Source organism: Nostoc linckia z4, from assembly GCF_002608075.1.
Classification (GTDB): Bacteria; Cyanobacteriota; Cyanobacteriia; order Cyanobacteriales; family Nostocaceae; genus Nostoc; species Nostoc linckia.
The window spans coordinates 15,396-36,274 of record NZ_LAHA01000058.1 but is presented as its reverse complement, the minus strand read 5'-3'; the positions used below and the strand labels follow the sequence as shown (position 1 = coordinate 36,274).

The following is a 20,879-nucleotide window of genomic DNA, read 5'->3' as shown; positions in this document are numbered from 1 at the left end:
GTGAGCATCAAAGGATCGCGAATACACTCTTCACTTAAGTATGTGAGCAGAGTATAAAAAAATTGAAACGTAGACTTATTAGCCGCAGCCATCAAAAAATCTGGATGCTCGCATGGTTACTCGTTGCGGGAGTCAACGCCGTTGTAGAAAAAGCGATCGCAATTCCTACGGAGACAGAAACTACTGAGAATTCAGAACTCAGAATTCAGAATTCAGGATTTAATAGTGATATTACCTCCTCATCCCTCGATCCGATGGCGCAAGTGACATCGGTTTCTCAACTCAAGGATGTACAACCGAGTGATTGGGCTTTCGCTGCATTACAGTCTTTGGTGGAACGCTATGGTTGCATAGCTGGTTATCCTGATAGCAACTATCGCGGAAATCGCGCTTTAACGAGATACGAATTTGCTGCTGGTGTAAATGCTTGTTTAGATAGAATTAATGAGTTAATTGCTACGGCGGCCAAAGATTTAGTGAGCCGAGAAGATGTAACAATATTACAAAAATTACAAGAAGAATTTGCTGCTGAATTAGGAACTTTACGAGGTAGAATTGATAGTTTAGAAGCTAAAAATGCTGAAATTGCAGCCAACCAATTCTCAACAACAACTAAACTTAGCGGATTATTAATAGTTGGACTCCAAGGACGTACTAAAAATCGTGGTGATGTTAATTTTAGAGATGGGCAAAAAGATACAGATGATGCTGGAACAAACATTAATGTTATTTCCTTGGCGCAGTTGTATTTAACTAGTCAAATTACTCCCAGGAGTTATTTACTCACAGGTTTGTTAGCTGGTAGAGGTACTACTACGCCGAGATTTACTAATAGTGTTTCTCGCAATGATGTTTTACTTGGTTACGAATTTCCTACAGATAATTTGATTGTTAGTGAACTGAATTTTCATTGGTTGGTGACAGATAAATTAGCAATGATGATTGGGACAGAAGGTGTAAGTATACCAGCTGCTTTTAGAGGCCCTAATCGAGTAGAAAGCGCTGCAACAGGGCCGTTGTCTTATTTTGCCCAAAGAAACCCGATTTTAAATACGGGATACGGTCACGGTGGTATTGCTATTGATTGGCAATTTGCTAAACGCGCTAGTTTGCAGGCAATTTATACTAGCTATCAACCAGGAAATCCGGGTCAACGTAGTGGTTTATTTGATGGAAACACAACTACAGGAGTACAATTATTACTGACACCAACTGATACTATAGATTTTAGTTTGTATTATGTTAATAATTACTCTTCTGATGGTTGTTTACTAACCTTTGTTGGTGATGAATGCTTAACTGCTGTAAATAGCACTACCGGAAGATCGGCTCCATTACAAACTAATGCGGTGGGTGCCACTGTAACCTGGCAAATTTCTAAAAATATCAGTGCAGGTGCATGGGGCGGCTATACTAAATCTTATATTCCAGGGCAACCGGGAAATGTTGAAACAACAAATTATATGGTGTTTTTGAATTTCCCTGATTTATTTGCCAAGGGTAATTTGGGTGGAATTTATGTCGGACAACCTCCGAAAATCACCAGTAGTAATCTACCTGTAGGTAATAATGTCCCCGATTTTATTAATACCGGTTTGGGACGCGCAGGAGGACAACCAGGGACGACGACTCAAATTGAAGCATTCTATCGTTTTCAGCTAAACGATAACCTGAGCATTACACCAGGCATTATTCATATTTTGCAACCCGGTCATACACCAAATAGTGACTCAGTTACCATCGGTATTCTGCGGAGTACTTTTACTTTTTAGCGTCAAAGTCGAGAATCCAGAATTCAGATATTCAGTGGGGATAATTTACGAGCAATTTTTCCCTATCTCTATATCTTCCCATGTCTAATGCCCTATTTTCAAGAGATATAAAAAAGGTTTGGTGGTGAGCCAAACCTCAATATAAATCCAGTGCATAACAACATCCCGAATTAATTTACTCATGATTATATTCATTGGGCATCTTCCTATAGGAAGTATTCAAATACCCTCAAATCTGATAAAAGACTTTTTCCGTATCAATGAATACTTAGAAAATAAATTTTTCCGTCCTCCTGTAAAGCCGATGGCAAAACAATTTAGATGCTCATAAAATGTTTTTTCAGCCTTCTATGCTACATAAAATACTTTCAGATTCTTTGAAATCATCCTTAAGTAGGGAGACTTTCAGAGCCATACTCTTCTTTTTTTTAGGAGAGTTTAATAGAATTTGCATAGAAAATGATATTTGACAAATATCTGCTGAAGCTCGACTCCATGCATTTTGTCTGGATAGCGATCGCCATTACGAAAACTTTATTAAACAGCAGTTTCTTGTTTTTAACTTCATCTAACGTTTAGGGTGGAGAAAAAGTATTTGCAATATCACAAATCGATTTTAATGTAGCGCCAAAATGCCAAATAATTATGAATAAAAAGCACGGGATTTAGACCGTGCTTTGTATAATAAGTAAAAACATCTTGGTAATTTCTGCAATATATCAAAATACCAAAATTGCCAACTGCCAAATTGCCAAATATCTGTTAATGATGGACAAAGACTAATTTATATATATTTCGAGATTCTTAGATGTAATCAAATTCACTATTAAGACAAATTAGTAGCTACTTAAAAAACCTATAGGACTAAAGTCCTGACTACGAACATTTTTTTCCTACAAAATTAATGGGACACACTACTACTGGTCTGTTTCATTAATTTTGATGAGTTTGTAGTAAGCACTTCAGTGCTTAAAAATCAAGGACTAAAGTCCTAACTACAAACTTATTCATCTCTCAGAACTAATGGGACAGGCTACTACTGGTGTATCGCATTAATTTTGAGGGGTTAAGGAACGTAGACGCGCAGCGGCTTGCCGCAGGCTACCACAGAGGCGCAGAGAACCCAGAGAAAGAGAGAAAAAAGATTGAGTTTACCAAGCAAAATTAATGCGATAAACCATCTATGCTTTCAGGTTTAATTAGGTTGAGTTACTGATGAAACTGATTTTGTTAAAAAGCTCCAAGTATTGGTTAGAAGCATTACTTGGAGCAACGAATTTGAATCACCTTACCTTTCACGGCATATGAAAAAATTTGTTAGGGTTTAGGGAAAACACACACATCTTTAGCTTTGGTTTTGGAATTTCACAAATTCCTTCTAACCTTGTCACACCCTAACTTTCTCCAAAACAGAGTTTCCAGACCCCGTGAAAAGTCAGGTTAAGTAAAATTAACGATATTAGATTGTGCTGTTAAAACTTCCCTTGGCACTATTTCTAGTGCTGCTTGAGCTTGTAGGATAAGTACAAGTTATGATAGAGAAGTTTTTTACAGCTTCACCTGCTACCGCGTTTAGTAATCTTAGCCTAAGTTTTTGCCATTGCTGAAAATTAGAAATTCTCAATTTACGCAAAATTAACCATAGAGCTAAGATTATTAAAAATATATCTTACTTTTTTGATTAAACTTACTTAATTTAGCCAAAAGCCTCCGAAAAAGCGATCGCTATGCTTCAGTATCCCAATCTCGAACAAGCGCTAAAATATCACTTCGGTTATGATAGATTCCGCCCTGGACAACGACAAATTATCGAAGATGCGCTGCAAAATCGGGACTTATTGGTGGTAATGCCTACGGGTGGGGGAAAATCTTTGTGCTTTCAGCTACCTGCATTAATCAAAAAAGGTTTAACTGTAGTAGTATCGCCATTAATTGCTTTGATGCAAGACCAAGTGGAAGCACTGCGAAATAATAACATTAGTGCGACATTTCTCAATAGTAGTTTGAATCCGTATCAAGTGCGATCGCGGGAAGAAGCCATCCTCAAGGGCAAAGTGAAATTACTTTACGTCGCCCCAGAACGTTTGTTAAGTGAAAGATTTCTACCATTTCTTGATTTAGTTCATCATCAAATGGGTATTTCCACCTTCGCCATTGATGAAGCACACTGCGTTTCTGAATGGGGACACGATTTTCGCCCAGAATATCGCCAGTTAATATCTCTGCGAAAACGCTACCCCAGTGTTTCCAGCATTGCTCTCACCGCCACAGCCACCGATCGCGTCCGTAGTGATATCATTCAACAATTAGGACTGAAGCAACCAAGTATCCACATAGCCAGCTTCAATCGCCAAAATCTTTATTATGAAGTTCGTTCTAAAACCAAGTCTGCTTATGCAGAGTTATTAGAACTGGTACGAGAAAGTGAAGGTTCAGTGATTATTTATTGTCTGACGCGCAAAAAAGTTGATGAACTTACTTTTAAACTACAAAATGATAAAGTTTCTGCCTTGTCTTACCATGCTGGATTAACTGATGAAGAACGCAGCAGCAATCAAACTCGATTTATCCGCGATGATGTGCGGGTGATAGTGGCGACAATTGCCTTTGGTATGGGAATTAATAAACCAGATGTGCGTTTAGTAATTCACTTTGATTTACCGCGTAATTTAGAAAGTTATTATCAAGAATCAGGTAGGGCTGGAAGGGACAGCGAACCTTCACGTTGTACGCTTTTTTTCAGTTTTGCTGATATTAAAACCATTGAATGGAGTATTAACCAAAAAACTGACCCCCAAGAACAATTGATTGCCAAACAACAACTGCGGCAAGTAATTGATTATGCTGAAGGTAGTGTTTGTCGGCGGACAATTCAGCTTGGTTATTTTGGCGAACGGTTTGCTGGAAATTGCGGTAACTGTGATAATTGTCGCAATCCCAAACCGATGGAAGATTGGACAATTGAAGCCATGAAGTTTTTATCTTGTGTGGCGCGTTGCAAAGAAAGATATGGCATGACATATATTATTGATGTGTTACGCGGTGCCAAAAGCCAAAAAATTATTTTAAATCAACACGATCAACTTTCTACCTACGGAATTGGCAAAGATAAAACTGTAGATCAATGGCGGATGTTGGCGCGATCGCTTTTACATCAAGGATTACTAGAACAAACTAACGATGGTTACTCTGTTTTAAAACTTAACGCCCTCAGTTGGGAAGTGATGCGGCGACAACGCACAGTTTCCTTAGCTATAACTGCAACACCAGATATTGCTTTGACACAAACAAGTGAAAAAGCTGCCGAAGCAGAAGTTTTAATGCAAAGATTGCGATCGCTACGCAAACAAATTGCCGATCAACAATCCGTTCCACCTTATATTATCTTTCCAGATTCTACCTTGAAATTGATGGCGCAGGTACAACCTAAAACCATGACTGAATTTGGTAAACTGTCTGGTGTAGGTACTCACAAACTTGCCCAATATGGCGAAAAATTCCTCGCCCAAATTCGCGCTTACCGTCAGGAAAGAGGCTTTTTAGACCCACCAGCAGATAATTTTATCCCTTTTAATAGCTTGCCTTCCGACACGGAAATTTTTACATTTCAATTGCACAAACAAGGTTTGAGTGTTGCTGAAATTGCCCAAAAACGCAACATTCGCACGACTACAATTATTCGCCATCTTGCAGATTTAATTGAAAAAAATCAACCTGTAGATTTAAATCATTTAGTTCCTTTAGAACGTCAGCAAAAAATTTGGCAGGTTTTAGAAGTGCTTGGTGATATTTCTTTGACGGCTATTCGAGAACAACTAGGCGAAAGCTATACTTTTGATGAAATTCGTTTAGTGCGTGGTAAATGGCGGCGTGAAAATCGGAAGTGATACCAATTCAAAAAATCTTTGCAAGACATTCAAACCCGAAAAACTAGAAGATGCGATTCATCGCGTCTCTACAAATGGTATGACTTTTTTAATGCTTTCTTACGAAGCCAAATCGAAAATTTGCTGTGCAGTTAAGTTGAATAGAGGGAATGTCGGAGAAACAATGGCCGTCTTTCCTGTAAATGAAGTCATTTGATATTCTCCCTCAACCAAGTTACAAACAAAAATAGTGGGTTGTTTGGGGTTACCAATGAACTTTCTTGCTCCCAGTGCAGCATAATCGATAATCCAATATTCTTCGATGCCCATTTCTTCATAATCTCGAAGTTTATCGTAGTAATCGTCACGCCAATTAGTTGAAACCACCTCGACGATTAATTTGACAAAATCAGGATTTTGAATAATCGATTCGCTTTCCCACCGGGGTTCATCCCTAAGAACTTCTTTGTTTAAAACAATGATATCTGGCTCGTAACCTGATTTTTCTCGTTTGGGTTTGACAATTGATTCTCTGGGAATAGTCCATATACCGCCAAACCCCATCTGCCTGATAATTATCAATAGTTGCTCAATCAGGGAACCTGTGAGATTTGAATGTTTTCCCTTTGGCTTGGGCATTTCGATAATTACTCCATCATGCAATTCATATCGCACCTCTGAATTTTCGGGATACCAGCTGATAAATTCATCGAAGCTGTATAGTTTGGGTTCGACTTGGACTTGAGTCATATTATCGAGCTTGTGGGGGTTAAGTACTTGTTAAGAGAAGGGTTACAACTTGAGTAATTTTTTTGATTAATTCTTTAACTATTCTCGCTCCTGTAGTAAGATGCTGTAAGCTATTTTGATTCCTAAATTGTTAAGATTTTCTAATTAAAATATTAAGAGTGAGATTCCAAGAGTTAGCCGATGAGTCATAAATTATTTTTTGCGAGTAAATAGTGGCGCGAAAATCGCAAGTGAAAAGTTAATCGATCGACGGTCAACAGCTAACAGTCAACAATTACCTTAAAATACAAGAGCAAGATTAAAGGAGTTAAGCAATGAGTCAGATGCTTAATACTGGAGTACGCTGGACAACTCAGGATGTGGAACTATTACCAGAAAATGAAGGGACACGCTACGAGATAGTTGATGGAGAATTATTTATGACCAGGGCACCTCACTTTAAACATCAGCAAACTTGTGGCAGAATTTTCCAAGAGCTTAACATTTGGTCAGAGTCTACTGGTTTAGGGGAAGCTGTAATTAATCCCGGCGTTTTGTTTTCAGAATCAGATAATGTGATTCCTGATGTAGTTTGGGCTACTAAAGAAACCTTGGCGCTAACATTGGATGAAGCAGGACATTTAACTGGCGCACCAGATTTAGTAGTCGAAGTTTTGTCTAGCAGCAACGAAGATCTAAGACGGGATAAGGAAGCTAAACTTAAGCTTTATTCTTCTAGAGGAGTAAAAGAATATTGGATTGCTGATTGGCGATCGCGTAAACTAGAGGTCTATCGACGCGAACAAAATCAACTTAAATTAGTAGAAACTTTATTTAGTAGTGATATTATAATTTCTCCTTTATTACCTGGTTTTAGCTGTACTGTAAACCAGTTTTTTCCTGTATAAATTTACATTAAATGGAAACACAAACCTCAAGTAACGGATTAACTAAAGTCCAGGTATTGATTATGGCGATCGCAGCTGGTGTCTGCGTTGCTAATATTTACTATAATCAGCCAATTCTTAACGATATTGCATCTTCTTTTAAAGTCAGTGAAGGCGAAGCAGGTAGTATATCTGTGCTTTCACAAATTGGTTACGGTCTTGGGCTTTTCTTTTTAATCCCCTTGGGTGATAAAATCAACAAGAAAAAATTAATTCTTTGCTTGCTGGTATGTTTGTTTTGTTTGTTGATAGCCATGACATTTTCACAAAACATCCTTCAAGCCGGGATATTGAGCATAGCAATTGGAATTACCACAGTCTCAGCCCAGGTTATTCTTCCCTTAGCAGCAAGTATAGATAGGGTTACTACAGGCCAAACTGTAGGTAATATTTTTACTGGGATATTGATTGGAATTTTAGGAGCAAGAGTTTTTAGTGGGTATATTGCAGAATGGCTGACTTGGCGTTATGTATATGGATTGTCAGCAGTAATGATTTTAGTGATTACTATTTTATTACAAATATATTTACCCAATGTCAACAACGATTTTGAGGGTTATTATTGGGAGTTATTAAAATCAACACTCCACCAATTAAAACGTTTTTCATTGTTAAGAGAAGCGTCATTGATTGGTGGTTTATTATTTGGTGTATTTTGCTCATTTTGGACGACGCTGACTTTCCATTTGAGTGGAGCGCCTTTTTATTTCCAATCTGACATAATTGGCATATATGGGTTCGTGGCTATCGTCGCAGCATTGGCAGCACCAGTTTTTGGTAAACTAGCCGATAAAGGTAACTCTCAACGTTCCTTGACTCTTGCCGTATCGCTGGTAATTGCCAGTTTAGTAATTGCGAAAATAGCTGCTAACTCTGCACTAGCGATCGCTGTTGCTGTATTGTTAATAGATGTAGGCGTACAGGCAATGCAGGTTACTAATATTGCCAGAATATACACTCTTGATGCTCAATCCAATAGCCGCATCAATACAGTCTATATGACTACCTATTTTATTGGTGGTGCTATAGGTACTAGCTTTGGCTTATTATGCTGGAATCTAGGCGGCTGGAATTTGGTTACTTGGCAAATGTTAGTTATGACTTTACTTGCATTTTTTGTTATCGTCAGACCTAAAAATCACTAAACCAAGAACACATCATTGAACAAGAATACAGAATTCAGCAATCTTGACGCAATGCTCGAAGACTTTCGTAGAGAAGCCATGCCGCAGGCTTTACCCTGCCCTATCCGCCAGTTGTACAAAATACCTTTCCTGTATTCTGACGACTGACGCCAATATTGCTGTTTGATAAATAATCGAAGTTATTTTTTGCCAAAAATCTGTATAACTTGCTCAGGACTTACGCAAAAATAACGTAATTCGGTCATTATGAGCGATAGCGAAATAATCCCCCCTGACGCTGGGATTGCTTCCCTACACTCCGTTTCGGTCGCAATGACAATATCGGCGTTGCGTAAGTCCTATTGCTCTTTAGATATCGCCTTGCACCTATGTTTAAATGGCTCTCCTCATCAAGGCGATATCTATTTATAGATATTTAGCTGACATTAGGAATAGCTGGGAATTTCAGAATTGCTATCTTGCGAATTTACGGTCACTGGGGATAGTGTAGTCTTCTGATTTTTGGCAGACAGAATTACAGATAGCAGCTTAGGTAGTGCTAGGCAAGCAACAGTATTCAACAGCGTCAGTAATAACCCATCTATTAAACTCATAATGTTATCTCCCCTGTTTAAAAAAATGTATTTCACATAATTACTAGTTTGCAGCAAAATTAATACAATTACTGAAAACGGTATTTTGAATTTCTTTTATTGGTTATAAGCTAACTATATATATTTTTTTACTAATGGTAACCATCAGTTTTTAAATATATATTCAGAGAGAAAATTTTCTGTAATTTAGTGCTACATGTAGAGCGATGAACTTCAGTTGTAAATCACTATTAATAATAGTATACAACTTTTAATAAAATGAAATATTTAATGGGAAATTTAGTATTGACATGCTTAGTGATGGAATTTAAAAGCTTTTAGGGAACTCCAAAAAATAAATTATTGCAGTTGGGGTTGTTGACTGTTGACTGTTGACTGTAAACCTTTAACGGTCAACACTTAACTGTTTTGTGTGAAATATTTTTGATTCAGTTGCAGAAATAGCTATCAGAGAAATGTTAATTTCTCCCATTCTTTTAGAAGTTTGCTATCAAACGCAATCCCTTAGACCTGCCTTAAAAATAGGTCATTGGGCATTATATAATTGATTTTTATTGTTCCTTGTGAGCGCAACTCATGGAGTCTCTTACAAAAGTGCTTTTTGCACTGTTGTGGAAAAAGGGATACATCTTTATTGGGGAAAGGGAAAATACCAAACATGCCCCCCTTCCCCTTTTCCCGACTTCTCTTAGAAGTCTATATATTGACTGTCAACCGTCAACCGTCAACCGTCAACATCAAAATTCAGAATTATTCTGCAAATACCCAAAATTTTTTGCTCTCAAACACTCCATCAATTGGGAGAACAGCGATCGCAAAAATCAGGACTAAATTTGCAGTATTGCCTACCCGTCAATGGGTAAACTGTACAATAGGGAAAACTCGTCACTTGAACTTTCGCTATTTGTAATTCGGAATTATTCGCTGATAATTGAGTCAACTTAGTTTTATTAGCTGTAAAGATATCTATCAGCTTGGGAAACACTATGCAGGCAGCAATATTAATCAACGTTAGCAGTGTTACGTCTATCAAATTCATCAGGTAATCATCCCCTTGAAGAGTAGGCGATCGCTATTTCTAACTGCAAACGCGATCTATAGCTTGCAGTCTATGTAAATCAACTTTAACATAAATTTTTGTAAATATAAAGTGAGAATTCCAGGAATTATCATACACAAAAGAGAATGTGGATAATGAGGACAGTTATTGTAGCGTAATAAAAAAAATAAGTTACAAAAGCGATGGTCTGAAATTTAATTAAGGTGTTATGTCAAAAACTCAAACCGGGTCTTCTTTTTTATCTGATATCAGCGAACGAGAACGCCAAGCATTAAAGAAGTTGGTAGATTACACAAATGTGCAATCGCTACCAGAAATTTGGCCTTTGGCAGCTCGCGAATTTGGTGATATTGTTGCCTTACACAGCCCCCACACCAAACCAGAAATAGTGATTACTTATACTCAGTTAGCAGAGAAAATACAACTATTTGCTGCTGGGTTGCAAAGTTTGGGAGTAAAACTAGGCGATCGCATTTCCTTAATTGCTGATAACAGTCCCCGATGGTTTATTGCCGACCAGGGTATCATGACTGCTGGAGGAGTTGATGCTGTGCGTAGCTCCCAAGCCGAAAAAGAAGAACTGCTGTTCATCATTGCCAACAGTGGTAGTACAGCAGTGGTAATTGAAGATTTGAAGACACTGAAAAAACTCCAAGACCGCCTCAACGATTTACCAATTGAATTCGTCATCTTACTTTCAGATGAAGCACCGCCCACAGAAGGGCCTTTAAAGGTGCTAAATTTTCCCCAATTGAATGAAATTGGAGCAAATCATAATTTTGTGCCAGTCAAGCAAAATCGTGACGCCCTAGCAACCCTAATTTACACCTCTGGCACCACAGGCAAACCCAAGGGCGTGATGTTGACCTATAGTAACTTGATGCACCAAGTGACAACATTTGGTACAGTATTGCAACCAAATCCCGGCGACATGGTTCTTAGTATCTTGCCTTCCTGGCACAGCTACGAACGAACTGTTGAATATTACCTCTTATCTCAAGGTTGCACGCAAGTTTACACTAACTTGCGTTCAGTAAAAGGAGATTTGAGACAATTTAAACCCAACTATATGGTGGGTGTACCTCGTTTGTGGGAATCCATTTATGAAGGCGTGCAAAAACAATTCCGCGAACAACCAGCCAAAAAGCAACGCCTAATTAAATTTTTATTAGGCATCAGCGAGAAATATATTAAAGCACAGCGAGTTGCTCAGGGATTGGATTTAAATAACCTTCATGCTTCAGCCAAAGAAAGATTTGTAGCTAACATAGTTACCGTGGTTTTATTACCCCTGCATAAATTGGGAGAAAAACTAGTTTATGCCAAAGTGCGCCAAGCCACAGGCGGACAAGTCAAGCAGATGATTAGTGGCGGTGGTGCGCTTCCCAGACACATCGATAACTTCTTTGAAATTATTGGCGTCCAGATTTTGCAAGGTTATGGCTTAACAGAAACTTCTCCAGTTACCCACGTGCGTCGTCCCTGGCGAAATTTGATTGGTGCATCGGGGTTACCACTGCCAGCAACAGAAGCTAAAATCGTAGATCCGGAGACCAAAGCACCTTTGCCACCAGAAACACGAGGCTTGGTATTGTTAAGGGGGCCCCAAATTATGCAAGGCTACTACCAAAATCCCGAAGCCACAGCCAAAGCAATAGACCGTGAAGGTTGGTTTGATAGCGGCGATTTGGGTTGGTTGACACCACAAAACGACCTAGTGCTAACTGGCAGAGCCAAGGATACCATTGTCTTGACTAACGGCGAAAACATCGAGCCGCAACCAATCGAAGATGCGTGTTTGCGATCGCCATATATCGATCAAATCATGCTTCTCGGTCAAGACCAACGCAGCTTGGGAGCCTTAATTGTCCCCAATGTCGAAGCCTTAGAAAAATGGGCAACAGCTCAGAACTTGACACTGGATATTCAGGACGATAACCAAACTACTGCATCGAGTCAAAAAATAAACTTGCAGAGTAAAATAATCCAGGATTTATTTCGCCAAGAACTAAATCGCGAAGTGCAGAATCGTCCAGGCTATCGACCAGATGACCGCATCGGGCCGTTTAAATTCATTTTGGAACCGTTTTCCATCGAAAACGGCTTGATGACACAAACATTGAAAATTCGCCGACACGTCGTTGTGGAACGCTATCGCGATATTATTGACGGCATGTTTGCCTGATGATTCCACCCGCCAACTATATAAGAGTGAACGTGAAATATTTATGGATGTCTCCAAATCTCATTTGCTGTTGAAACGCGTCGTTAACGTTAAAGTGATTGTTACTCCCCTCTGGAAAGAGGAAGTACAACAGCAGCTGCAAGCACAGATTAATCAACTTGACCAGCAACTGCAACAGCTAGACATTGAAGGACAAAGAGCGATTAGTGCAATTCAAAAACAGAGTCTGCAACCACCAGGGCCCCAGACCCTCCAACAAATTGACAATATTCAACTCCAAGTCAATCAAAAGAAAAGCGAATTCCTAGAGCAGAAAAATCAGTTGCTACAAAACCTCCAGCAAGTGCAATTTCTCCAACAGGATCAAGAAGTCAACCAATTCCAAATGGAAGGCTTTTTTAAAGTAGAAACCGGAGATAACTTGATTAGCAAAATGCAAGTAGAAATTGTTCTCCGCGATGGCGTTGTCGAAGAAATTCGCGGCGACATTTAGTCAACTAAAGTTATGAATTAGGAGTTAGGAGTTAGGAGTTATGAATTAGGAGTGAGGAGTTAGGAGTTATGAGTTATGAGTTATGAGTTGAAATTCCTAACTTTTAACTCCTCACTCCCCACTCCCTACTCCTGACTATCAATTCCTAACTTTTAACTCCTCACTCCTCACTCCTAACTCCCCACTCCTAACTCCTAACTCCTAACTAATCCCTCACTCCAGCCCAAACAATTTGCCACACTGGAGGCGAATTAATAAAAAGCGATCGCCCAAAGGTCGTCATCTCTACTCGATATTTAACTGTATCAACCGAATTATTACCCTGCTTGATTTCTGTAATCGTCACCAAGGCTTGATTTCGTTGTGGATAAGCCACCTCTACCTTTCGCGTTCCTCCCACCGAGGGTACATCGTCAAAGGCATTCAAAGCCAGTGTAGCCGGATCGCTTCCTTGCAGAGATGAATTAATACTTTGTAGGGGTATAGTTTTATAGTTGGAACGCTCTGAGTATGCCACAACTTCCTGAGACTGATGAATCGCTCTGATGTGCTGTGGTTGCCTATCAACATTGCCATCAACCATCGCTGGAGGTTGCTGGCGTCCAGTCATCAAAACTCCAGCGCCAGCAGTGGCAAAGATGGTTAATACCACAATCAAAAACAATTTTAACTTTGCCGACATAAAAGTAAACAGAAATTTCAAACAGGTTAATTACTAATTTTTGAATTCTAGATTGAACTGCATTCCATAATTTTCTATCTTCAAGAAGCTCCTCTATCTCAAGCAGTGGTGTGAGGAATATAAATATATCTATAGCAATGCTAAATCATTTGTGAAATCTTACTACCCAAGCTGTTGACTGTTGACTGTTGACAGCCACCACTGATATTTTTCACAAATCAAATAGGATTGCCATATTTGTAGCAATCTCATTTAATTTGTAAGATACTCTTGATGGTTTTGGAAAGCCAACAACCAAAACAAAATATTAACTATCCTTTAACAATAACTCTGTAGTATAGACCTTTAAATCAGATTAAGGTTCCTTAATTTGGGTATGGGGAGACTTGTACTGAGCGGAGCCGAAGTATGGAGAGATGAGGTGATGGGGAGATGGCAACGCCTTGAAGAAAGGTAAAAGGAGGGATCTTTCTTTTCCCCTTTGCCCTTTCCCCTTTCCCCTTTGCCCTTTCCCCTTTCCCCTTTGCCCAAACTAAAATATAAAATCTCCAGTCTAAAATTCTTTTATCAAGATACAATTCGATCTGACAAAAGCTGTTAAAGTCCATTAACCATTGATTCCCAAACCACCCTATGAGCATTCACGAAGTATTTATGCCGGCGTTGAGTTCCACCATGACCGAAGGCAAAATAGTCTCCTGGGTGAAATCGCCAGGGGACAAAGTGGAAAAAGGCGAAACAGTGGTGGTTGTAGAGTCAGATAAGGCAGATATGGATGTAGAAACCTTTTATGAAGGATTTCTGGCCCATATCATAGTGCAAGCTGGTGAAACTGCCTCAGTCGGAGAGGCCATCGCCTTCATTGCCGAAACCGAAGCTGAAATCGAAACTGCGAAATCTCTTGCCAATTCTGGCGGCGCGGCGGCTGCTAGTTCTACTCCCGAACCCGTTCCTGTGGCTGCTTCCGTTGGAATTCCTGCTTTGGCCTCTCAAAATGGCTCTAACCACAAGGAAGGAAGACTTATAGCTTCACCCCGTGCCCGCAAGTTAGCCAAAGAACTCAAAGTTGATTTGACTACACTCAAAGGCAGTGGCCCCTACGGTCGCATTGTAGCCGAAGATGTGGAAGCACTTGTTAATAAAGGTAAGCAACCCACCCCCGCCCCAGCAACACCCACTGTTACTCCAGTAGCGCCCCCTGCACCATCGACACCAGCACCCGCACCCACACCAGCCGTGGCAGCTGTTCCTGGTTCCATTGTGCCTCTCACTACCTTCCAAAATGCGGTAGTACGGAACATGGTAGCGAGTCTATCTGTACCTGTGTTCCGTGTAGGTTACACCATCACTACTGACGAGTTAGACAAACTTTATAAACAAATTAAATCCAAAGGCGTAACAATGACCGCGCTACTAGCGAAAGCTGTGGCGGTAACATTACAAAAACACCCACTTTTGAATGCTAGCTACTCAGACCAAGGAATTGTCTATCATTCTGATATCAACATTTCCGTAGCTGTGGCGATGGATGATGGCGGATTAATTACACCCGTGTTGCAAAAAGCAGACGCAGTGGATATTTATTCTCTATCCCGCACTTGGAAGTCTTTAGTAGAGCGTGCCAGAAGCAAACAACTACAACCCCAAGAATATAACAGTGGTACTTTTACTTTGTCCAACTTAGGGATGTTTGGCGTAGATAAATTTGATGCGATTTTACCACCTGGACAAGGCTCAATTTTAGCGATCGGTGCATCCCGCCCGCAAGTGGTAGCAACACCCGACGGTTTATTTGCTGTGCGCCAACAAATGCAAGTAAATATTACTTCAGACCACCGAATTATTTACGGTGCCCATGCTGCGGCATTCTTGCAAGATTTGGCGAAATTGATTGAAACAAATGCTCACTCTTTGACACTGTAGTTTTGAAAAAACGCCAAATTTAAACTTAAATTTTAGAGCTATGAGCAAACTAATTTGCCCATAGCCCTAAGGTAACTCCAAAAAATGAATGATTCCGCTTGGGGTCGTTGACTGTTGACAGTTAGCAGTCAACGGTCAACGGTCAACAGTTAACAATCTTCTGTGGATACTTGGAAATCCCTAATTTCAAATCAGCTTTGATCTAAACGCAGTACTGCCATAAAGGCTTCTTGGGGTACATCTACTGTACCTACTGATTTCATTCGCTTTTTACCTTTTGCCTGCTTCTGTAAAAGTTTCTTCTTGCGGCTGATGTCACCGCCGTAGCATTTAGCTAACACATCTTTTCGCAAAGCAGGAATGTGTTCGCTGGCAATCACTTTACTGCCAATGGAGGCTTGGATTGGCACTTTAAATTGATGGCGGGGAATTAGTTCTTTGAGTTTTTCTGCCATCGATCGCCCGACGTTATAAGCTTTATCTCGATGGACAATCATCGCCAAAGAATCCACAGGATCGCCGTTAATTAAAATATCTAGCTTCACCAGCGGATTTTCGCGGTAGCCAATGAGGTGATATTCCATACTTGCATAACCGCGCGATCGCGATTTCATTTGGTCAAAAAAGTCGGTGACAACTTCCGCCAAGGGTAACTCATAGGTCAGTGTGGTTCGTCCTTGGGTCAGATATTTCATATCTTTAAAAACGCCACGTCTGTTTTGTGATAACTCCATCAACGTACCGACGTAGGTTTCCGGTGTAATCATTTCTACTTGAACGTAGGGTTCCTCAATTTTTTCGCGTTCGTTGGGAGAAGGTAAACGGCTGGGATTATCGATGTACAGTTCCTCACCTTTGACGGTTATGACTTTATAAACCACAGAGGGCGCTGTAATAATTAAATCTAGGTTATACTCTCGCTCTAGACGTTCTTGGACAATTTCCATGTGTAGCAAGCCCAAGAACCCGCAACGAAAGCCAAACCCCATCGCACTAGAAGTTTCTGGTTCGTAATGCAATGCTGCGTCATTGAGTTCTAGCTTTTCTAAGGCTTCCCGCAAGTCTTCAAATTGATCGGCATCAATGGGGAACATGCCGCAAAAAACCATCGGGTTGGCTTCTGCATAACCTGGTAAAGGTGTCTCTGCTTTCGCTTTACTTAGGGTAATTGTGTCTCCTACCCGCGCATCAGCTACAGCTTTAATCGCCGCTGCCAAATAGCCTACTTCTCCAGCGTGGAGTTCATCAACTTGCTTTTGAGTAGGAGAAAGAACGCCCAACTCATCAATGTCAAATTCTTTACCGGATGCCATTAAATGGATGCGATCGCCTTTTTTCAATGTGCCATCCATCACCCGGAAATATACAATCACTCCTCGATAGCTGTCGTAATAACTATCAAAAATTAACGCCCGTAAGCGTTCATTTATTGTATTGGGCGGTGGTGGTATGCGATCGACAACTGCTTCTAGGATTTCGTCGATACCAATTCCTTCTTTAGCAGAAGCCAGAATCGCACCACTACAATCTAGACCGATAATTTCTTCAATTTCGCCAATTACCCTTTCTGGTTCTGCCCCTGGCAAATCAATTTTATTCAGAACTGGGATAATTTCCAGGTTATTTTCTAACGCCAAATATACATTTGCCAAAGTTTGCGCTTCGACACCTTGGGAGGCATCTACTACTAATAACGCTCCTTCACAAGCAACAAGAGAACGGGATACTTCATACGAGAAATCCACATGTCCTGGAGTATCAATTAAGTTCAGAACATATTGCTGACCATCTTTGGCTGTGTAATTCATCCGGGCAGCTTGCAGCTTAATGGTAATGCCGCGCTCCCGTTCTAGATCCATATTGTCGAGAAACTGTTCCTTCATCTGTCGGTCTTCAACAGTGCCAGTAGCTTGTAGCAAGCGATCGGCGAGGGTTGATTTCCCGTGGTCAATGTGAGCAATAATACAGAAATTGCGAATGCGAACTGCGGGAACGTCAGTCATATACTATCTTTGCCTTAGCAGCAACCAAAGTTAAAAGACCAATTTACTTAATGTATTTTAATGCTTTCTTTGCCAAGACGCTCTTAGCTTTGGCATTAGTCATTAGTCATTAGTCATTGGTTATTCTCCGCTTCCCTCATCTCCCCATCTCCACAGTCCCCCTGCCCCTCTTCACCCCATCTTTAACTTTGCAGATAAATAGGTGGACTTTTAAGAATATTATGAAAGTCTATTTGTCGGTGCTAGTATTCATCAGCTGGAAGCGTACAATAAATGTAAATAAGTACATGTAGGGATCGTGGACAATTGCCACCCGTAATTGTCCGGAGTCACTGAATCATCGGCAAAACTTCTAGAAAGCTCTTGTCTAGTCAGTTATATGAAAAATGCGACCTAAAATTTAAAGTTGTTACTTTGGTGCTATTTCGGGGAACTATGTAACTATACCCTCGAAGATTCTTCAGTGAATTGGCCCAAATTATGAATATAACTACTTTACAAAGCTTTAAACAAAACCAATTCAGAGTATATAAACCTATGAATATGCAACACAAACGTGCCGACGCGGATAACACACGAGCCGATAAGGTAGAAATTGCTGTCCGCCTAGACTCAGAATTACTAGAGCAAATTCAACATCTCACTAACGATCCCAGCAAAGTGATTGAGGTGGCAATTCGTCAGTGGTTGCGGGGCGAAATCTTAAGAGATGATGAACTAACTCGCACGCCTGTGCGTACTCCCGTTCCTCCTCGTGGGGAATGGAACGATTGACATCATTACATTAGCTGTCAATCTTACTTAACAAAAGTATAGTTTGCCAACTTAAATTTCAAAACACCAAGAAATACTCAATCAAAAATGTAAAAGCTGTAAAAATTTATGCCAAAATTTGAACAGCTTTGGTAAAAACCCGGTCGGATACCCTTTGTCTATCCAACTCAATTAATGACTATTACTGCCAAATCCCAATTGCCGAATATTTTTTCTCAAAATCTGGAATCTATTACCAGTAACAGTAAAACTGATGGTTCATTACCGACTCTCGGAGCCGAGTTGGTGTACACGCAAGATGGGGCAGGGCGCTATCTGACCTTTTGTTGGCAGCACAGCGAACTCCTGGGGTTAAAGACCGAAAAAATAGTTGATGAACTCAACCAGACTCAAATCTTTGCTCCTGTGGATAAGGTTGCCTATTTGGAACGATTACACCGAATTTTGACGAATTTGGTGCCAGAACGGTTTCAGTGCTGGTTTAGTCATCATCAGGAATTATTTGAGTTGGACTTAACAATCAGTCCGATTATGCCAAGTTTGGGAACGCCTGCCACTACAGTTTTAGTGATGGGACGGTTATTACAAGCTACACTCAACAAAAAACAACTGGGTGTGGGAGTAAAAGCGCCTGCACAAATAGAGGCGGCTTTACGTTCGCAGCAACACCAAAAATTGGTAAATCGAATTACGAGAAATATTCGGCGGACATTGGATTTAGACATTATTTGGCAGCAAACAGTAGATAGTTTAGGAAAAGCACTGCGGCTAGAACGCTGCATTATTTGTCCTTATCAGCCTTGTCATACAAAAGTAGAGGTTAAAGCTGAGTATCACCAGCCAGAACTGAGGTCAATGATTGGCTCAGAAATAGATATAGCTTCTGAACCAGCTTTTATTCAGGCATTAACAACCTTAGAACCGGTCGTAATGGATGGGTCTGGATACACTGAATCTGGACAACACAAAACTTTGGTAGTTGCAACTTGCTATCAAGACCAAGCCAATGGATTAGTGGTTTTAAGTTGGCAAGATGAATGCTACACCTTAACAGACTCGGAATTAGAATTAGCAAAAGAAGCAGCAGATCAATTAGGAACAGCGATCGCTCATGCTACCTTATATAAAGAATTAGAAGAAGCGCGTCAAAAAGCCGAAGAAGCCTCGCGCCTGAAAAGCGAGTTTCTCGCCAATGTATCCCATGAAATTCGTACTCCCCTCAATGGGATGATTGGCTTTTTAAAACTGATTTTAGAAGGCATGACAGATGACGCAGAAGAAAGAAATCAGTTTTTAGAAGAAGCTCATCAGTTATCAATACATTTACTGCATATTATCAACGATATTTTAGACATTGCCAAAATAGAAGCCGGCAAAATGGAATTAGCCTATGCCCCAGTCAAACTAGGCGAACTCTTCACTGACGTAGAAAATTTCATGCGTCCTCAAGCAGAGATGAAAAACCTCAGCTTCCAGATGCAAATGCCAGCTACCTCCGATGAAATCATTGTCCAAAGTAACTACCAAAGATTGTTACAAGTGATGCTGAATTTGGTGAACAACGCCATTAAATTTACTCATGAAGGCGGTATCACCGTCAGCGCCGATTTAGTACTCAAAAAGGCAAAGCCGCAATTTCAAGGACAGCAATTTCCAGGAATGGTGAGAGTGCGGGTAGCCGACACTGGTATTGGTGTTTCCTTAGACAAACAAGATAAACTATTTCAATTATTCTCCCAAGTGGATGGCTCCCGTACTCGCCAATATGGTGGCACAGGTTTAGGGCTAGCAATTTCCCAGAAGCTAGTAGAAGCAATGGGTGGTGAAGTACATTTCTACAGTCTTGGTGAAGGACTTGGCTCAACAGTTACATTCACCGTGCCACTGTATCAACAACCAGTGATAGTTTCATCGAATGAAAGCGGTTCAACAAAAAATTGCTAGGGTTGATGGTTGACGGTTGACTGTTGACTGGTGACTGGGGAGATGAGGAGGATGGCAACGCCTTGGGAAAAGGGGAAAGGTTAAAGGGAAAAGGAGGGATCTTTTTTTTCCTCTTTGCCCAATGCCCAATGCCCCATGCCCCATGCCCCATCTCCAGTCATGAAAAATTGACAACTAGCAATCTAGTGATAATTAGATTTAGGATCTATTTAATAAAGCTGGAAAACAAAATTTTGGATAATGGGTAATGAGTAACGATGCATAGGGTACATAAACTGGGAAAAAGGAAAGCAGAGGAGTAAATCGGCAGAGGTACTATAGCCCATGCCCCATGCCCTATAGCCCATGCCCTATGCTCTATGCCCCATGCCCATCCCTAACTAAGTAGGTCTAAAACTATGGAACTCACAATTGATAACGTTGAAACAGTCCTAGATGAAATGCGCCCTTATTTGATATCTGATGGTGGTAATGTGGAACTTGTAGAACTTGATGGGCCCATTGTCAAACTGCGGTTGCAAGGTGCTTGTGGTTCTTGCCCAAGTTCTACAATGACTTTGAGAATGGGTATTGAGCGCCGCCTGCGGGAAATGATTCCCGAAATTGAAGAAGTTGAACAAGTAATCTAGGGACTGGGGACTGGGGATTGGATACTAGGAAGAATGAGCGATCGCTATTGAATCAAGAACAATGGATTTTTTCATTCATAATTTATCTAAATAGAATTCAGGAGTCAGCAGTTAGAATTTATGCTGAATTCTGT

The 20,879-nt window shown here is 40.4% G+C and carries 15 protein-coding genes; 10 read left to right on the top strand and 5 right to left on the bottom strand.

Annotation, left to right across the window (positions count from 1 at the left end; all coding sequences use genetic code 11):
* Nucleotides 1-104 precede the first annotated feature (104 nt).
* Both VF06_RS31160 and recQ read left to right on the top strand, forming a co-directional pair.
* Nucleotides 105-1,772 carry an iron uptake porin gene (locus tag VF06_RS31160; RefSeq protein WP_099069345.1) on the top strand — a complete coding sequence of 556 codons (1,668 nt, stop codon included), beginning with the start codon at nt 105-107 and terminating at the stop codon, nt 1,770-1,772.
* 1,727 nt (nt 1,773-3,499) lie between these two features.
* Nucleotides 3,500-5,659, top strand: a complete 2,160-nt coding sequence (gene recQ, locus VF06_RS31155; RefSeq protein WP_099069344.1) for a DNA helicase RecQ — start codon at nt 3,500-3,502, stop codon at nt 5,657-5,659.
* A 99-nt stretch (nt 5,660-5,758) separates the two neighbouring features.
* Here the strand turns inward: recQ and VF06_RS31150 are convergent, their stop codons facing one another.
* Nucleotides 5,759-6,388: a Uma2 family endonuclease gene (locus VF06_RS31150; RefSeq protein ID WP_099069343.1), complete on the bottom strand. Its 630-nt coding sequence runs from the start codon at nt 6,386-6,388 to the stop codon at nt 5,759-5,761.
* A gap of 314 nt (nt 6,389-6,702) precedes the next feature.
* On the opposite strand from VF06_RS31150, the gene VF06_RS31145 reads away from it, so the two are divergent.
* On the top strand, nt 6,703-7,275 hold the full coding sequence (locus tag VF06_RS31145) for a Uma2 family endonuclease (RefSeq protein ID WP_099069342.1): 573 nt from the start codon (nt 6,703-6,705) through the stop codon (nt 7,273-7,275).
* A gap of 11 nt (nt 7,276-7,286) precedes the next feature.
* The gene (locus tag VF06_RS31140) at nt 7,287-8,459 is read left to right on the top strand and encodes an MFS transporter (protein ID WP_099069341.1); all 1,173 of its coding nucleotides are present in this window, start codon (nt 7,287-7,289) and stop codon (nt 8,457-8,459) included.
* Between the two features lie 425 nt (nt 8,460-8,884).
* Here the strand turns inward: VF06_RS31140 and VF06_RS41540 are convergent, their stop codons facing one another.
* Together VF06_RS41540 and VF06_RS31135 are read right to left on the bottom strand one after the other, a co-directional pair.
* The gene (locus VF06_RS41540; protein ID WP_180267465.1) at nt 8,885-9,052 is read right to left on the bottom strand and encodes a hypothetical protein; all 168 of its coding nucleotides are present in this window, start codon (nt 9,050-9,052) and stop codon (nt 8,885-8,887) included.
* A 793-nt stretch (nt 9,053-9,845) separates the two neighbouring features.
* Nucleotides 9,846-10,091: a hypothetical protein gene (locus VF06_RS31135; protein ID WP_199341950.1), complete on the bottom strand. Its 246-nt coding sequence runs from the start codon at nt 10,089-10,091 to the stop codon at nt 9,846-9,848.
* A gap of 229 nt (nt 10,092-10,320) precedes the next feature.
* Here VF06_RS31135 and VF06_RS31130 point away from each other — a divergent pair, with 229 nt between their 5' ends.
* Both VF06_RS31130 and VF06_RS31125 read left to right on the top strand, forming a co-directional pair.
* Nucleotides 10,321-12,297, top strand: a complete 1,977-nt coding sequence (locus VF06_RS31130) for an AMP-dependent synthetase/ligase (RefSeq protein ID WP_099069340.1) — start codon at nt 10,321-10,323, stop codon at nt 12,295-12,297.
* A 43-nt stretch (nt 12,298-12,340) separates the two neighbouring features.
* A complete protein-coding gene (locus VF06_RS31125) occupies nt 12,341-12,790 on the top strand; it encodes a YlqD family protein (protein ID WP_099069339.1) in 450 nt (149 codons plus the stop codon).
* A gap of 205 nt (nt 12,791-12,995) precedes the next feature.
* On the opposite strand, the gene VF06_RS31120 is transcribed toward VF06_RS31125, so the two are convergent.
* The gene (locus VF06_RS31120) at nt 12,996-13,472 is read right to left on the bottom strand and encodes a hypothetical protein (protein WP_099069338.1); all 477 of its coding nucleotides are present in this window, start codon (nt 13,470-13,472) and stop codon (nt 12,996-12,998) included.
* A 633-nt stretch (nt 13,473-14,105) separates the two neighbouring features.
* Here VF06_RS31120 and VF06_RS31110 point away from each other — a divergent pair.
* Nucleotides 14,106-15,395, top strand: coding sequence for a dihydrolipoamide acetyltransferase family protein (locus VF06_RS31110; RefSeq protein ID WP_099069336.1), 1,290 nt, complete (start codon nt 14,106-14,108; stop codon nt 15,393-15,395).
* Between the two features lie 191 nt (nt 15,396-15,586).
* Here VF06_RS31110 and lepA read toward each other — a convergent pair whose 3' ends face one another.
* Nucleotides 15,587-17,398 carry a translation elongation factor 4 gene (lepA, locus tag VF06_RS31105; protein ID WP_099069335.1) on the bottom strand — a complete coding sequence of 604 codons (1,812 nt, stop codon included), beginning with the start codon at nt 17,396-17,398 and terminating at the stop codon, nt 15,587-15,589.
* Between the two features lie 537 nt (nt 17,399-17,935).
* Between lepA and VF06_RS31100 the strand changes: the two genes are divergently transcribed.
* The 3 genes from VF06_RS31100 (at nt 17,936) to VF06_RS31085 (ending at nt 20,745) form a co-directional block, all read left to right on the top strand.
* Nucleotides 17,936-18,172 (top strand): hypothetical protein, encoded by a 237-nt coding sequence (locus VF06_RS31100; RefSeq protein ID WP_099069361.1) that lies wholly within the window; start codon nt 17,936-17,938, stop codon nt 18,170-18,172.
* A gap of 174 nt (nt 18,173-18,346) precedes the next feature.
* Nucleotides 18,347-20,116 (top strand): ATP-binding protein, encoded by a 1,770-nt coding sequence (locus VF06_RS31095; RefSeq protein ID WP_099069334.1) that lies wholly within the window; start codon nt 18,347-18,349, stop codon nt 20,114-20,116.
* Nucleotides 20,117-20,514: 398 nt separating this feature from the next.
* Nucleotides 20,515-20,745, top strand: coding sequence for a NifU family protein (locus VF06_RS31085; RefSeq protein WP_099069332.1), 231 nt, complete (start codon nt 20,515-20,517; stop codon nt 20,743-20,745).
* The last annotated feature ends 134 nt before the right edge of the window (nt 20,746-20,879 follow it).

Coding starts and splice junctions, on each gene's coding strand:
- VF06_RS31095 (WP_099069334.1), top strand. CDS start 18,347: ATGACTATTACTGCCAAATCCCAATTGCCGAATATTTTTTCTCAAAAT.
- lepA (WP_099069335.1), bottom strand. CDS start 17,398: ATGACTGACGTTCCCGCAGTTCGCATTCGCAATTTCTGTATTATTGCT.
- VF06_RS31145 (WP_099069342.1), top strand. CDS start 6,703: ATGAGTCAGATGCTTAATACTGGAGTACGCTGGACAACTCAGGATGTG.
- VF06_RS31130 (WP_099069340.1), top strand. CDS start 10,321: ATGTCAAAAACTCAAACCGGGTCTTCTTTTTTATCTGATATCAGCGAA.
- VF06_RS41540 (WP_180267465.1), bottom strand. CDS start 9,052: ATGAGTTTAATAGATGGGTTATTACTGACGCTGTTGAATACTGTTGCT.
- VF06_RS31110 (WP_099069336.1), top strand. CDS start 14,106: ATGAGCATTCACGAAGTATTTATGCCGGCGTTGAGTTCCACCATGACC.
- VF06_RS31140 (WP_099069341.1), top strand. CDS start 7,287: ATGGAAACACAAACCTCAAGTAACGGATTAACTAAAGTCCAGGTATTG.
- VF06_RS31125 (WP_099069339.1), top strand. CDS start 12,341: ATGGATGTCTCCAAATCTCATTTGCTGTTGAAACGCGTCGTTAACGTT.
- VF06_RS31135 (WP_199341950.1), bottom strand. CDS start 10,091: ATGAATTTGATAGACGTAACACTGCTAACGTTGATTAATATTGCTGCC.
- VF06_RS31120 (WP_099069338.1), bottom strand. CDS start 13,472: ATGTCGGCAAAGTTAAAATTGTTTTTGATTGTGGTATTAACCATCTTT.
- VF06_RS31150 (WP_099069343.1), bottom strand. CDS start 6,388: ATGACTCAAGTCCAAGTCGAACCCAAACTATACAGCTTCGATGAATTT.
- recQ (WP_099069344.1), top strand. CDS start 3,500: ATGCTTCAGTATCCCAATCTCGAACAAGCGCTAAAATATCACTTCGGT.
- VF06_RS31085 (WP_099069332.1), top strand. CDS start 20,515: ATGGAACTCACAATTGATAACGTTGAAACAGTCCTAGATGAAATGCGC.
- VF06_RS31160 (WP_099069345.1), top strand. CDS start 105: ATGCTCGCATGGTTACTCGTTGCGGGAGTCAACGCCGTTGTAGAAAAA.
- VF06_RS31100 (WP_099069361.1), top strand. CDS start 17,936: ATGAATATGCAACACAAACGTGCCGACGCGGATAACACACGAGCCGAT.